Genomic DNA, 13,249 nt, shown 5'->3' with positions numbered 1-13,249 from the left:
ACATCGAGTAAATCTCTAATTATTTTCTGACTTTAGCCCCGATAGAAGCGGTTACCCCGCAGCGGAAATGGTTTTAGCCAGGTGCGAGGAGTATGAGCGGATAGCGGGATTAAGCTCTTAAAAAAGAATCTGCAATATAAAATTCTTCTTTATTTCGCATCTCAGAAATTTCTTCTTCTGTCTTGTCTTTATAGCCGCAGAGATGTAATATTCCATGGGCTAAAACCCGTTTTAATTCTTTATCGAAACGGACAGAAAGGGTAGAAGCATTGTCTGAAATGCGTTGCAAAGATACGAAAATCTCACCGCTTATTGTTTTGCCTTTTACAGAGTCGAAGGTAATGATATCGGTGTAATAGTCGTGCTGAAGATAATCGCGGTTGATCTTCAAAATATATTCATCGTCACAAAAAATGTAGTTGATTTCCCCAAGCTTTTTGTTCTCATTTTGAATGATTTTTTCAAGCCAGCTTATATGTTTGTGATCTACCTTTTCCTCGGTATTTTCGTAAAAGAAATGTATCATATTATTAAAACCAGTGTCCAAGAATTACTGTGAAAATGCCTTTTTGTTCGCTGTCGAATGCATGACTGAAATTTAATTTAATCTGACCGAAGGGGGATTTGTAGCCTGCGGTAAGACCGGCTGAACTATAATTTACTTTCACGGCATCTTCAAAAGTGATGCTGTTTGAAAGATTAGCAAAAGAAAAATTACCGGTGAGAAAGAAATTTTTATAGATATTATACTGAAGATCATTCGAGATTAAAGCAACATTATTTGTATTAAGCTGTGCAAAATAGAATCCTTGAAACGTTTTAAAATTGATAATATTCTGTCCGAAAATTCCACCCAAACGGTACTGATAATATTCGGGAAGTTCTTCGCCAATGGTAATTCCTCCATAGAGATTGAGGTGATAACTCAGTCTTTTGCCGACTGGAATATTAATCCTGATATCAGCTTTAACCTGCACAACACGTTTCGGAATATCTGATTTAAGCAAATCAATTACTTTCCCTTCTGCATTCAGATAAAAACCCCGTGTGGCAAAATATTTGTCGTTCTGCGTATCACTTTTAAGAAAAACATACGGATTGAGATAACGGTTGTATCGCTCATTTGTTCCATTTAATTCAGCTTCAAAATAATCGTGGCTGATGCCGGCACCCACGGCATATTTATCTTTCCAAACAGATTGTATGTACACTTCATTGCGCAGCCATTTCCACTGATCGGATGTAATATTGTTCTCACCACGCAGATCAAAACTCATTCCTGACGAATACAGGCCAAAACCGGGAATGTATCCGTTATCTATAATATAATTCAGATAATACCGCGGCTGATCGCCTATAATAACATCCAAAGAAAGATTTGAGTTAGTAAAAAAGAGCCTTTTTGCAGAATAATTGAGCAGCAAACCGGTTTTAAATATGTCATCGTAATGCAACCCAGCTTTGAAAAAATGCCGCGCTTCATCTTCTGTAACATATAGTTTAAGGTAGTTTGTTCCGCCGGTCGTTACAATATCGTAGTTAATAAAACTGTAATTATTGGTTGCAATCAGCTTATCGATGCCACGGTTGATGCTTCCATACGTTTGCAGAGAAGGCAGGCGTAGCTCCATCTTTCCTAAAATATAATTGCGCTGATAGATCTTGCTTCCAATAATTTCTACGCTGTCAATTTTATAAACATTTGAATAAATCGGACTCGACATCTGCCTCAGACGGTCAAAAGGTCTTTTAGGCAAACGATTCAGAATATCCACATATTTCAGACCTTCGACATAGCCGCTGTCAAGAATTTTACGCTTGTCATCATAGCTTGTGGCACCCATTCCTTTAAGATCGGGTTTTATGTTGATATCGGTGTAATCGTACTGCCGTTTGGTTTCTTTCTGAATTCCAAAATCGATTACCTGGTTAAGAATTGCGATAATATTGTTTAGATTCTGTCGGTCAGATAAATCCTGATTGAGATCGACTCCGATGACGATGTCCATTCCCTTATCTTTAAGCGGCTTTGACGGATAATTTACCGTCATTGCGCCGTCGATGTAAATACTGTCACCGACCTTCACGGGCTCCAATAAGGAGGGAAAAGCAGAACTTGCCATAATCGACTGAACAAGATCACCTTTTTCAAAAATCGTCATATTTCCGCTTTCTAAATTAGTTGCAACGCACATAAACGGAATCGGAAGTTTTGAAAAATCATCGACGTTTGAAACATTTTTAAAAAGCTCCTTCAGTAAATAAACATTTTTCTGTCCTGTGCTTATGGATGAGGGAAACGTTACTTTTCCATTTTTTAGCGGGATCGAAAGCAGATATTTGTCAACTGATTTATTAAAAAAAGTCGTTTCTACACGCGATTTTGGATCTCTTATGATCGAATAAAAATCAGTATCCATAATAATTTTTTCGATATCTTTTCCGGTGTAGCCTGCGGCGTAAAGTCCGCCAACGATCGATCCCATGCTGGTTCCTGCGATATAATCGACTTTTACGCCTAACGAATCAAGTATTTTCAAAACGCCGATATGCGCAAAACCTTTGGCACCACCACCTGCAAGGGAAAGTCCGATTTTTGGCTTTTTCGGAATAACCAGACCTTCTTTCACCTGAGAATAGGCGAAGAAAATCTGAAGTAAAAATAATATGATGAGACTTTTTTTCATAATTAATCTTTAATGTAAATGCGCTTCACACGAGGTGAAATCGACGTGAGAACTTCGTAAGTGATGGTTTGACAATATTCTGCAAACTGTTTTAAAGTTGGATTTGAATTAAAAACCGTCACCGTATCACCTTCTTTCACACCAGGAATTTCCGTAATATCAATCATAATCATATCCATACAGACATTACCTACGATTGGCGCGAGATGCTTTTTTATCCCCACTTTTCCTACTGCATTGCCGATTAGGCGTGGAATGCCATCAGCATAACCGACAGGTATGGTCGCTATTTTTGTGTTTTTATCTGCTTTAAATTTTCTGCTGTAGCCCACAGAATCTCCTTTATTTATGTTTGAGATCTGTGAAATAACTGTTTTAAAAGTCACCGTTGACTGCAGTTTTTTCTGAATGTCTTTATTAGAAGATTCACCAAGCATTCCGATACCAATTCTTACCATATCAAACTGATAGTCAGAATAATTACCGATACCTGAGGAATTCAAAATATGTCGTAGAGGCTTTTCTTCTAAATTATTCAACAGAAAATCTGAATTCTCCTGAAATGTTTTCAGCTGCTGCAAAGTATATTCTTTTTCCTCAGAAACATCTGCTGAAGAAAGGTGACTGAAGATACTTTTTACCGTGAGATTTTTTCCATGTAAACACTCTAGAAGACTTTGTAAATCATCTTTTTTAAAACCCAAACGGTTCATTCCCGTTTCCAGCTTAATATGAATAGGATAAGTTTCGCTATACCCTGTTTTTTCTAAAACTTCAGTGAACAGTTCTAAAACACGCAAGCTGTAAATTTCTGGTTCAAGATTATATTCAATAATCGCTTCGTAGCTATGCTGCTCAGGATTCATTACAATAATTGGAACGGTGATGCCTTTTTTTCTTAAATCTACACCTTCATCCGCATAAGCAACTCCCAAGTAATCAATATGATGATGCTGTAAAAACTCAGAAATTTCATAGCTTCCCAAACCGTAGGCATTCGCTTTTACCATCGCCATCATTTTGGTTCCCGCTTTCAAAAGTGATTTGTGAAAGTTGATATTGTGCAAGATAGCATTGAGATTGACCTCCAAAACCGTATCATGCTTACGGAGTTCAAGAAAATCTTTTACTTTCTCTATTTCAAATTTTCTGGCACCTTTAAGTAATATTATTTGATTTTCAATTTCTCTAAGATGTTTACTTTCAATGAGTTGTTTTGTATCATCAAAACAATAAGTTTCAGAGATAAAACTGTTGTGAAATTCTGCGATTTCATCTCCTACAAGAAAAACGGTTTCAAATTTCTGTTCATTTACCAATTCAGAAACTTCGTTATATAAAGCATTTTTATCCGCATTTACATCGATTATATCGGTGAGAACAATCGATTTTTTTCTTTTGCGGTATTCTTTCAAAGACTGCAAAGCCGTTTTTAGTGAATCAAGATCAAGGTTAAAAGAATCATTGATAATCAGATTGTTTCTCGAACCTTCAATCGATTCCAGACGCATTTCGACAGATTTCAGCTGGTTGATTTTCTCGATGATTTTTTCATTATCAAAATCAAGAAGTTTTAAAACGGAAATAACCGCCAAAACATTGGTTAGAGTTGCCTCATCTCGTTTTTGTGCAGGAAATGCAATAATCTCTTCAAAATGCTTAACAGAAATTAAAGAATCATTCTCAATATCACTGATGATTCGTACATTATTTCTGTCTTTCAAACCAAACGAAATGAGTTTCTTATGCGAAAAAATTTTATTTATTTTATTAAAAACCAAATCATTATCGCCATTAAAAATAACGGTCTCAGACTTTTTAAACAACTTTAATTTTTCGTCGATTAATTCTTCTTCAGAAACAAAATTTGCCAGATGCGCATTGCCAATATGTGTAAGCAATCCGATTTGTGGCGAAAAAATATCTGCCAGAGTTTCCATTTCGTAAGGTTTGGAAATTCCCACCTCAAAAATTCCCAAAATATGATCTTCTTTGATCTGAAGCAGAGATAGCGGTAAACCAATCTGAGAATTAAAACTTTTCGGACTTTTTACTGTTTTAAGATCTCCGGAAACGCACTGATAAAGCCATTCTTTAACAATCGTTTTTCCGTTGCTTCCTGTAATTCCGATGGTTTTTAAACCTGAATTTTCACCATGAAATTTCGCGAGTTTCTGTAAAAATTCTACTGAATTATCAACAGTAATCCACGAAACTTCAGGGAAGCGATCATCAGTTTTTTCTGAAATAATGATCTGAATTCCTTTAGAAACAGCTTCTTCAATATATTTTTCACCCGAATTTTTTTCTGTATTGATGGCAATGAAAGCGGTATTTTTTGCTGAATATATGATTCTGCTGTCGTACGCTATATTGTTTATTACCAAAGATTTGTCGCCAATAATTTTGGCGCCGGGGATATTTGAAATCTGTTCTAAAGTGTAATTCATAAAAGAAAAAGCGACGCAGTGGTCAGCATTATTTTTTATCTAAAACTTCGTCGATAAAAACGCGTCGGCTCACGGCTTCGTACGTTTCTGTTTCGCCAAGTTCAACAAGATTTTTACCGGAAGAAATTCGCATCGAGTAGTTGGCGAGATTTCCGGTTTTGCGGCAGATCGCGTGTACTTTTGTAACGTATTCTGCAGTCGCCATTAGATTCGGCATTGGGCCGAAAGGTCGGCCAAGAAAATCCATATCCAGGCCGGCAATCACAACACGAATTCCATTGTTTGCCAGTTCATTAGCTATTTCTACAACGCTGTCATCAAAAAATTGAGCTTCATCAATTCCTACCACATCGCAATCTGAACCGAGCAGTAAAATCTCGCTCGGACTTTCAATCGCGGTGCTTCTTATCTTATTTTGATTGTGCGATACGACATCTACGACAGAATATCTCGTATCGGTTTTCGGCTTAAAAATCTCTACATGTTGGCCGGCCATCTCAGCGCGCCGCAGTCTGCGGATCAGTTCTTCGGTTTTCCCCGAAAACATAGAGCCACAAATAACTTCCATCCAGCCGCTCTGTTTAGAATGATTAATTGTATTTTCTAAAAACATTTGTTATTTTAGCCGTAATATTTCAACATCAAAAGTACACAATTTTAATAAGATTTTCTTATGCGGACCATCCAAGATTTACACGGCAAAATTTTTTCGGAATGCCAAAATATGCTCAGTATTTTACAGACTTGCGGGAGCGCAGAAGATCTTCTGAAAAAACAAAACTTAATTGAAGAGCTTTCTCAAAAAGTAGTATTTCTCCGTGATCTGAAACTGCATTCTGAAAATAATTTTAATGAAAACGAAGCCGAGCATTTTTATCAGGAAAGTCAGCCGGAGATCATTGAAGAAGAAAAATTTGAAAGTCAGATTCATGATATTGTTGAAAATGAGTTTCATGAAGCATTGGTAAGTTCGGCACAGGAAGAAAGTCTGGATGAAATTCTCACAGAAAACGAAGATTATCAGGAAGAAAATGTTGCTGAAAATCATTTTTCAGAAGAAATAGCTTCAGAAGAGCAAAAAAATGAGCAGGAATTAATTCAGGATCAGCTGAACGAAATTGATGAGTTTGAAAATGAAATTTCGGATACGGATTCTTCATTGGTAAATTTTGAAGAGGAAGAACTGATCGTTAATAACTACGAGACAACGCAGACTGAAAAAGAAGAAGATCTAAATGCAGCTGAACTTGAGGGCGAGGTTGAAAAAGGCGAGGAGCGGTACAATCAGCAGCATGATGAAATGTTTACCGAAAATTCTAACATCGAAAATCTGATGTCTTCTATCAAAGACGAGCCTCAGAATGAAGAACCTAAAATTGACACGGAAGTTCGCGGAACGATAAAAGATATTCAAAAAGAGGAAATCTCTGTGGAAAAAGAAGTTTTGCCTTCGGATGATCAGTTTGAAGATCTCGATGCCTATCAGCGCGAAAAAAAGATTCGCCTTGCGAATATTAAAGGTTTAAAATCGATTCAAAGTCTTTTTGATGATGATCATTTGGATGGAAAAACTGCTGAGCCAGCGCCGAAAACTGCAGACAGCGGAAGTATTTTAAAAACCAACATTCCGACAGAATATATGGAAGCGGAAAAGCAGAAACCGGAATTCAGGCTTGATCTGAATGACAGAATGGCTTTTACTAAAATGCTGTTTAACGGAAGTCAGGCAGATTTAAATGAAGCGGTAACCAACCTGAACCGTTGCCGAAACATTGAAGAAGCAAAAGAATATCTGAGCGATCTGTATTATGATAAAAAGTGGGACAAGGTTGACGATTATGCGCAGCGTCTCTGGATTTTGGTTGAAAATAAATTCTTATAATTTTGAGCGGAATAGTATATTTTGTGCCGACGCCGGTCGGTAATCTTGAAGACATGACCTTCCGTGCGGTAAAAGTTCTGCAGGAAGTCGACTATATTTTGTGCGAAGACACGCGCACATCAGGGATTTTGCTGAAGCATTATGAAATTTCAAAACCATTAAAATCCTATCATCTTCACAACGAGCATACTGCGACTGATAAAGTAATCGCCGATCTGAAAAACGGACAGGATATCGCGATTATTACCGATGCGGGAACACCGGGAATTTCAGACCCCGGATATTTATTAGCAAAAGCCTGCGCTGATGAGCAAATTGATATGATCTGTCTTCCGGGTGCGACGGCGCTGATTCCGGCGCTTGTGGTTTCGGGTTTGCCCAATAATGAGTTTCTTTTTGCAGGATTTCTTCCGCCAAAGAAGGGCCGGCAAACCAAGCTTAAACAATTAGCAGAGGAGAAAAAAACAATTGTTCTGTACGAAAGTCCGCATAAAATCAATACAACTTTAGAACAGATCAAAGAATTTTTCGGAGACGAAACCAGAGCGAGTCTGAGCCGTGAGATTTCAAAGAAATTCGAGGAAACCAAACGCGGAACCATCGACGAACTGATTGAATTTTCTAAAAGTAAAACGCTGAAAGGGGAGATTGTTTTAGTGGTAAACAATGCTTTGAGGTAAAAGATCATATTCTGAAATAATAATTTATAATATCTTTGCCGCCAGCAACCGGAAATATGGCAGCATTTTTTCGGTATAAACATTTCAATACGACAACACCTATGAAACTATTAGAAGGAAAAGTAGCCGTGATTACTGGAGCTACAAGAGGAATCGGGAAAGGAATTGCTGAAGTTTTTGCTCAGCACGGAGCGAAAGTAGCATTTACTTATGCAGGTTCTGTAGACAAAGCAAAAGAATTAGAAACTGCTTTAAGTTCTGTAACACAAATTAAGGGCTATCAGTCTGATGCATCAGATTACGATGCAGCGCAGAAACTGATTGATGACGTGATGGCAGATTTCGGCAAAATTGATATTTTAATAAATAATGCAGGAATTACAAAAGATAATTTGCTTTTAAGAATGTCTAAAGAAGACTGGGATGTGATCATGCGTGTGAATCTGGATTCTGTTTTCAACCTTACAAAAGCGGTGATTAAGCCGATGATGAAAGCAAAAGCAGGTTCTATCATCAACATGACGTCAGTAGTTGGTCGTAAGGGAAATGCCGGTCAGGCAAATTATGCAGCTTCAAAAGCAGGCGTAATTGGCTTTACCAAATCTGTAGCATTAGAATTGGGTTCAAGAAATATCCGCTGTAATGCTGTGGCACCAGGTTTTATTGAAACTGAAATGACTGCTGCTCTGGATGATAAAATGGTACAGTACTGGAGAGACGGAATTCCGATGAAAAGAGGAGGTCAGCCGGAAGATATCGCCAATGCCTGCGTATTTTTTGCCAGCGAGCTTTCAACATATGTTACCGGACAGACTTTGAATATTGACGGCGGAATGCTGATGCCTTAAATATTTTAAATATAAAAATAAGTAATCCCGCAAAATTTATTTCTGCGGGATTTTTTGTTTTTAATCGTTAAAGATCTGATTTTCCTGTTCCTGAACCCGGATAAATGTAGTGCGTTTCGAAAGTTCTTTAAGCGTAGAGGCGCCGACATAAGTGCACGTTGAACGCACGCCGCCGAGAATATCTTTTACCGTTTCCAAAACGGAACCTTTATAAGAAACCTTCACGGTTTTTCCTTCAGAAGCACGATATTCTGCAACCCCACCGGAATGTTTATCCATAGCGGTTTTAGAACTCATCCCATAAAAAAGTTTATATTTTTTGCCGTTTTCCTCCACCATTTCTCCGCCGCTTTCGTCGTGACCGGCAAACATTCCACCAAGCATCACAAAATCGGCACCGCCACCAAAAGCCTTAGCCACGTCGCCCGGAACTTTGCAGCCGCCGTCTGCGATGATATGACCTTTCAGACCGTGCGCTGCATCGGCACATTCGATAATTGCGGAAAGCTGAGGATATCCTACACCAGTTTTTACGCGCGTTGTACAAACCGATCCCGGACCGATTCCTACTTTAATAATATCGGCGCCAGCCAACAAAAGTTCTTCTACCATTTCTCCGGTTACGACATTGCCAGCCATGATGATTTTATCTGGAAAATTAGCTCTTGCTTTTTTTACAAAATCCACAAAATGCTCAGAATATCCGTTCGCAACGTCGATGCATAGAAATTCGATCTCAGAATATTTATTAAGAATTGTTTTAATTTTTTCTTCATCAGATTTTCCCGTTCCGGTACTGAGCGCGATATACTTATAGATTTCTTTCGGCTGACTGTCTAAAAACTGACTCCATTCTTCGACAGAATAATGCTTGTGAACGGCCGTAATAATTTTTTCCTTTGCGAGTTCTACAGCCATTTCAAAAGTTCCCACCGTATCCATATTTGCCGCGATAATTGGTGTGCCGGTCCAGGTTTTCCGGGTATGGAGAAATGTGAAATCTCTTTCCAGATTTACTTCAGATCGCGATTTTAAAGTAGATCTTTTTGGGCGGAACATCACATCTTTGAAACCGAGTTTGATATCATTTTCTATTCGCATAGTTTATATTTTTTATCTAAATTAATCTTAAATATACTACTTTTGAAAATGATTGATTTCCCGCTTACTTTTCAAATTTTTGGGCAAACCATACTCGCGCATCCGGTTTTTGAGACCATTGGGATTTTCCTCGGGATGCGTTATTATTTTTTTCTGAAAAGAAAATCTCCGGAAAAACTTTCCTTTAATGTCTCGGCAGCGATTCTTATCGGCGCGACGGCAGGCGCATTAATCGGTTCAAAACTCATCGGAAATCTTGAAAATCCAACTTCATTTTTTAATGATTTCGATGTAAAAAGATTCTGGACCAATAATACGATTGTTGGCGGTTTGGCTTTTGGCCTTTTAGGCGTGGAAATGGCGAAAAAAATTGTTGGTCATAGAGAAAGCACAGGCGATTTGATTGTTTTTCCTTTGCTGTTGGCGATGATTATTGGCCGCATCGGATGTTTTTTTATGGGCGTACATGAAGAAACGTACGGTTTGCCGACCGGTTCTTTTCTCGGAATGAATCTCGGCGACGGCTTAAAACGGCATCCTGTCGCACTGTATGAGATTGCTTTTCTTCTTTTTATGTGGTTTGAATTGAAAATGATTGCCCGGAAAAACAAATATCCTTCAGGTTTCCTTTTCCAGCTTTTTATGCTCAGTTATTTTGTTTTCAGGTTTCTGCTGGATTTTATTAAACCTAAAATCGAAATCATTGGAAATATCGGCACCATACAAATCGTGTGTCTGATCATGATAATTTACTACATTTATAAAATCAAAAGCACAAAAATTCTGCAGAAGCCAAGTTTAATAGAAATCCAATAGATATGATCACTGTTTTAGAAGCCGGATTTGAAATATTCATCGTTTTTATTATTGCGATAGTACTTGCTGTACTTTTTGTTGTGTCTTTAGTGATTACTTCGATCGTAAAAGCTGTTTACCAGTCGAAAGAAGGAAGAACTTTTACAAGAAAACAGTTTTGGCTTACGATGCTGATTTCGACTTTAATTCTTGGACTCATCAGCGGGTTTGTCTGCGGTGGAATGTAAATATTATTTAAAATTACAGCTGAACTTATGAAAATACTGACTGTATTGGAAGTGGGAGATCTCGGTGGATTGGTCGCAATGATCATCGGTTTGATCCTTATTGTGGTTTTCTTTTTCTCCTTAGTGATTGCTGCAATCACGAAAGTTATTTACGAATCAAAAAATGATAAAAAATTCTCTTCCGGACAATTCTGGAAAACCGTTTTGATCTCCATGCTTATTGGCGGATTAATCAGCGGTTTCGTCTGCGGAGGAATGTAAAAAAATAAAAATATGCCGGTAAGAAATTATACTTATTACGACTATACAATCAGTCTTTGCCCCGAATGTCTCAAAAGAGTCGGTGCCAAAATTATCATCGAAGATGAAGCGGTTTTTATGACCAAAAAATGTCCGGATCATGGTTTTTTTAAAACTAAAATTGCTTCTGATGTCGCGTATTATAAAAATATCAGAAATTTTAATAAAGCATCAGAAACACCGATCCATTTTGGAACTGATGTCATTTATGGCTGTCCGTACGATTGCGGATTGTGTGTAGATCATGAGCAGCACAGCTGTCTTTCAATCGTGGAAGTGACCGACCGCTGCAATCTGACGTGCCCAACGTGTTATGCCATGTCGTCGCCGCATTACGGAAGTCACCGTAGCCTCGAGCAGATCGAAGCGATGTTTGATGTGATTGTGAAAAACGAAGGTCAGCCCGATGTGGTGCAGATCAGCGGTGGCGAGCCGACGATACATCCGGAGTTTTTTAAAATTATGGATATTGCGAAAACAAAACCGATCAAACATTTAATGCTCAATACCAACGGAATCCGTATCGCGAATGATCCAGGTTTTGCAGAAAAACTCGCGACGTACGCTCCGGAATTTGAAATTTATCTTCAGTTTGATTCTTTTAAGCCGGAAGTTCTGGAAGATTTCCGCGGGAAAGATCTGACCAACGTTCGGATGAAAGCTTTGGAAAAATTAAATGAACTCAATCTTTCCACAACGCTGGTGATTGTTCTGCAAAAAGATAAAAACATCGATGAGATCGGAAAACTGATCGATTTTGCTTTGAAGCAGAAATGCGTACGCGGAATTACCTTTCAGCCGGTAGAAATTGCCGGAAGAAACCGCGAAGATTCTAGCCACGAAAAAATTACGCTGACAGAAGTGCGTCAGGAGATTTTAAACCAGTTTCCGCTTTTGAATGGAGACGATATCATTCCCGTTCCGTGTAATCCGGATGCGCTCGCAATGGGTTATATTTTAAAACTTGAAGGTGAGGTGATTCCTCTGACGCGCTACATTAATCCCGCAGATTTGCTGAATAATGAAACCAAAAATACAATTGTCTACGAACAGGATACCGGTTTGCAGATGCAGCTTCTTGATATTTTCAGCACCGGAATTTCTGTGGATAAAGTGCAGCCGAAAGTGAACCAATTATTATGCTGTCTTCCTGATGTTTCGGCACCGAATTTAGACTATGACAATCTTTTCAGAATCATCATTATGAATTTTATGGATGCGCATGATTTTGATGTACGCGCTGTGAAAAAATCGTGCGTGCACATTGTGAATAAAGATTTAAAAATGATTCCTTTCGAAACTATGAATCTTTTTTACCGCGACGATAAAAGCAAATATCTGGAAGAACTGAGAAAAGAGGATAGGGTTTTATTTTAAAAAGAAAGGCGTGATGGTATTCACGCCTTTTATATTTTAATCGAAATTCATCACCTCGCTCAGCGTATTCATGTATTCGTACGCGGTAAGATCAAATTTTACGGGAACAATAGAAATGTAACCGTTTGCCAGAGCCGTTTCGTCAGCATCTTCCGACTGATCCATGTTATTAAAATATCCAGTCAGCCAGTAATATTTTTTGCCGTGCGGGCTTACTCTTTCGTCAAAACTTTCTTCCCATTTAGCATTGGCCTGTTTGCAGACTTTCACGCCTTTTATTTCGTTTTCAGAAAGTTTCGGGATGTTTACATTCAAAACAACTCCTTTAGGCATTGGGTTTTCCAGAGTTTTTCTTACAATTTCCTGAATGTACGTTTTAGCATGAGAAAAATCGGCATCCCAGCTGAAATCGAGCAGAGAAAAACCGATTGCAGGAATTCCTTCCACACCGGCTTCTACAGCCGCAGACATCGTTCCGCTGTAAATAACATTAATGGAAGAATTGGCTCCATGATTAATCCCGGAAACCACAATGTCAGGCCTTCGGGTAAGAATTTTATCAAGCGCCATTTTTACGCAGTCTACAGGCGTTCCTGAACAGGAAAAATCTGTTTGCGGGCCATCCATCGTCACTTCTTCAAAACTTAAAGTCGAATTTATGGTAATAGCGTGGCCTTTTCCGCTCTGTGGAGAGTTGGGAGCGACCACCACCACTTCTCCTATTTCATTCATAAACTCCACAAGGTTTCTTACGCCCGGAGCGGTGATTCCATCATCATTTGTGACCAGAATTAGTGGCTTTTCCATAAAAATTTTAATTTTAACAAAAATACTTAAATCTGACCGAAATTAATAAATAAGGTCTTAAATTTGATAATGCT

Annotated in this window: 13 protein-coding genes; 7 read left to right on the top strand and 6 right to left on the bottom strand. The window is 38.3% G+C overall.

The features are described from left to right. Nucleotides 1-109: 109 nt before the first annotated feature. Genes ybeY through ASG01_RS05125 form a run of 4 tightly spaced genes read right to left on the bottom strand, consistent with a single transcriptional unit; the run spans nucleotide 110 to nucleotide 5,750 of the window. A complete protein-coding gene (gene ybeY / locus ASG01_RS05140; protein WP_055860838.1) occupies nucleotides 110-526 on the bottom strand; it encodes an rRNA maturation RNase YbeY in 417 nt (138 codons plus the stop codon). A 4-nt stretch (nucleotides 527-530) separates the two neighbouring features. After that, the gene (locus ASG01_RS05135; RefSeq protein ID WP_055860835.1) at nucleotides 531-2,687 is read right to left on the bottom strand and encodes a patatin-like phospholipase family protein; all 2,157 of its coding nucleotides are present in this window, start codon (nucleotides 2,685-2,687) and stop codon (nucleotides 531-533) included. Between the two features lie 2 nt (nucleotides 2,688-2,689). Next, on the bottom strand, nucleotides 2,690-5,137 hold the full coding sequence (locus ASG01_RS05130) for a bifunctional UDP-N-acetylmuramoyl-tripeptide:D-alanyl-D-alanine ligase/alanine racemase (protein WP_055860833.1): 2,448 nt from the start codon (nucleotides 5,135-5,137) through the stop codon (nucleotides 2,690-2,692). 28 nt (nucleotides 5,138-5,165) lie between these two features. After that, nucleotides 5,166-5,750, bottom strand: a complete 585-nt coding sequence (locus tag ASG01_RS05125) for a thymidine kinase (protein ID WP_055860830.1) — start codon at nucleotides 5,748-5,750, stop codon at nucleotides 5,166-5,168. Nucleotides 5,751-5,861: 111 nt separating this feature from the next. On the opposite strand from ASG01_RS05125, the gene ASG01_RS05120 reads away from it, so the two are divergent. The 3 genes from ASG01_RS05120 (at nucleotide 5,862) to fabG (ending at nucleotide 8,547) form a co-directional block, all read left to right on the top strand. Beyond that, nucleotides 5,862-7,019: a hypothetical protein gene (locus ASG01_RS05120; protein WP_238584503.1), complete on the top strand. Its 1,158-nt coding sequence runs from the start codon at nucleotides 5,862-5,864 to the stop codon at nucleotides 7,017-7,019. A gap of 2 nt (nucleotides 7,020-7,021) precedes the next feature. Beyond that, a complete protein-coding gene (rsmI, locus tag ASG01_RS05115; protein WP_055860824.1) occupies nucleotides 7,022-7,699 on the top strand; it encodes a 16S rRNA (cytidine(1402)-2'-O)-methyltransferase in 678 nt (225 codons plus the stop codon). Between the two features lie 101 nt (nucleotides 7,700-7,800). Then, nucleotides 7,801-8,547, top strand: coding sequence for a 3-oxoacyl-[acyl-carrier-protein] reductase (gene fabG, locus ASG01_RS05110; protein WP_055862207.1), 747 nt, complete (start codon nucleotides 7,801-7,803; stop codon nucleotides 8,545-8,547). A gap of 60 nt (nucleotides 8,548-8,607) precedes the next feature. On the opposite strand, the gene ASG01_RS05105 is transcribed toward fabG, so the two are convergent. Then, nucleotides 8,608-9,648: a GMP reductase gene (locus ASG01_RS05105; RefSeq protein ID WP_055860821.1), complete on the bottom strand. Its 1,041-nt coding sequence runs from the start codon at nucleotides 9,646-9,648 to the stop codon at nucleotides 8,608-8,610. Between the two features lie 48 nt (nucleotides 9,649-9,696). Between ASG01_RS05105 and ASG01_RS05100 the strand changes: the two genes are divergently transcribed. From ASG01_RS05100 to ASG01_RS05085, 4 genes are read left to right on the top strand one after another with little or no spacing between them, the layout of a single operon-like run. Next, entirely contained in the window at nucleotides 9,697-10,464 is a 768-nt protein-coding gene (locus tag ASG01_RS05100) for a prolipoprotein diacylglyceryl transferase (RefSeq protein ID WP_055860818.1), read from the top strand. 2 nt (nucleotides 10,465-10,466) lie between these two features. Further along, nucleotides 10,467-10,691, top strand: a complete 225-nt coding sequence (locus ASG01_RS05095) for a hypothetical protein (protein WP_055860816.1) — start codon at nucleotides 10,467-10,469, stop codon at nucleotides 10,689-10,691. 27 nt (nucleotides 10,692-10,718) lie between these two features. Then, complete coding sequence (locus tag ASG01_RS05090; protein ID WP_055860813.1) at nucleotides 10,719-10,952, top strand: hypothetical protein; 234 nt, start codon at nucleotides 10,719-10,721, stop codon at nucleotides 10,950-10,952. A 12-nt stretch (nucleotides 10,953-10,964) separates the two neighbouring features. Next, nucleotides 10,965-12,368 carry a radical SAM protein gene (locus ASG01_RS05085; protein ID WP_055860810.1) on the top strand — a complete coding sequence of 468 codons (1,404 nt, stop codon included), beginning with the start codon at nucleotides 10,965-10,967 and terminating at the stop codon, nucleotides 12,366-12,368. A 36-nt stretch (nucleotides 12,369-12,404) separates the two neighbouring features. On the opposite strand, the gene surE is transcribed toward ASG01_RS05085, so the two are convergent. Further along, nucleotides 12,405-13,175 (bottom strand): 5'/3'-nucleotidase SurE, encoded by a 771-nt coding sequence (gene surE, locus ASG01_RS05080; RefSeq protein ID WP_055860808.1) that lies wholly within the window; start codon nucleotides 13,173-13,175, stop codon nucleotides 12,405-12,407. Between the last annotated feature and the right edge of the window lie 74 nt (nucleotides 13,176-13,249).

The organism is Chryseobacterium sp. Leaf180, assembly GCF_001424585.1.
GTDB lineage: Bacteria > Bacteroidota > Bacteroidia > Flavobacteriales > Weeksellaceae > Chryseobacterium.
Note: the sequence above shows the minus strand (reverse complement) of the source record. Positions and strands in the feature narration are given on the sequence as shown.

What these genes read in the sequence shown, in the direction of transcription:
- ASG01_RS05090 (WP_055860813.1), top strand. Translation starts at nt 10,719, where the DNA reads ATGAAAATACTGACTGTATTGGAAGTGGGAGATCTCGGTGGATTGGTC.
- ASG01_RS05130 (WP_055860833.1), bottom strand. Translation starts at nt 5,137, where the DNA reads ATGAATTACACTTTAGAACAGATTTCAAATATCCCCGGCGCCAAAATT.
- ASG01_RS05125 (WP_055860830.1), bottom strand. Translation starts at nt 5,750, where the DNA reads ATGTTTTTAGAAAATACAATTAATCATTCTAAACAGAGCGGCTGGATG.
- ASG01_RS05085 (WP_055860810.1), top strand. Translation starts at nt 10,965, where the DNA reads ATGCCGGTAAGAAATTATACTTATTACGACTATACAATCAGTCTTTGC.
- ybeY (WP_055860838.1), bottom strand. Translation starts at nt 526, where the DNA reads ATGATACATTTCTTTTACGAAAATACCGAGGAAAAGGTAGATCACAAA.
- ASG01_RS05135 (WP_055860835.1), bottom strand. Translation starts at nt 2,687, where the DNA reads ATGAAAAAAAGTCTCATCATATTATTTTTACTTCAGATTTTCTTCGCC.
- ASG01_RS05105 (WP_055860821.1), bottom strand. Translation starts at nt 9,648, where the DNA reads ATGCGAATAGAAAATGATATCAAACTCGGTTTCAAAGATGTGATGTTC.
- ASG01_RS05100 (WP_055860818.1), top strand. Translation starts at nt 9,697, where the DNA reads ATGATTGATTTCCCGCTTACTTTTCAAATTTTTGGGCAAACCATACTC.
- surE (WP_055860808.1), bottom strand. Translation starts at nt 13,175, where the DNA reads ATGGAAAAGCCACTAATTCTGGTCACAAATGATGATGGAATCACCGCT.
- ASG01_RS05120 (WP_238584503.1), top strand. Translation starts at nt 5,862, where the DNA reads ATGCTCAGTATTTTACAGACTTGCGGGAGCGCAGAAGATCTTCTGAAA.
- fabG (WP_055862207.1), top strand. Translation starts at nt 7,801, where the DNA reads ATGAAACTATTAGAAGGAAAAGTAGCCGTGATTACTGGAGCTACAAGA.
- ASG01_RS05095 (WP_055860816.1), top strand. Translation starts at nt 10,467, where the DNA reads ATGATCACTGTTTTAGAAGCCGGATTTGAAATATTCATCGTTTTTATT.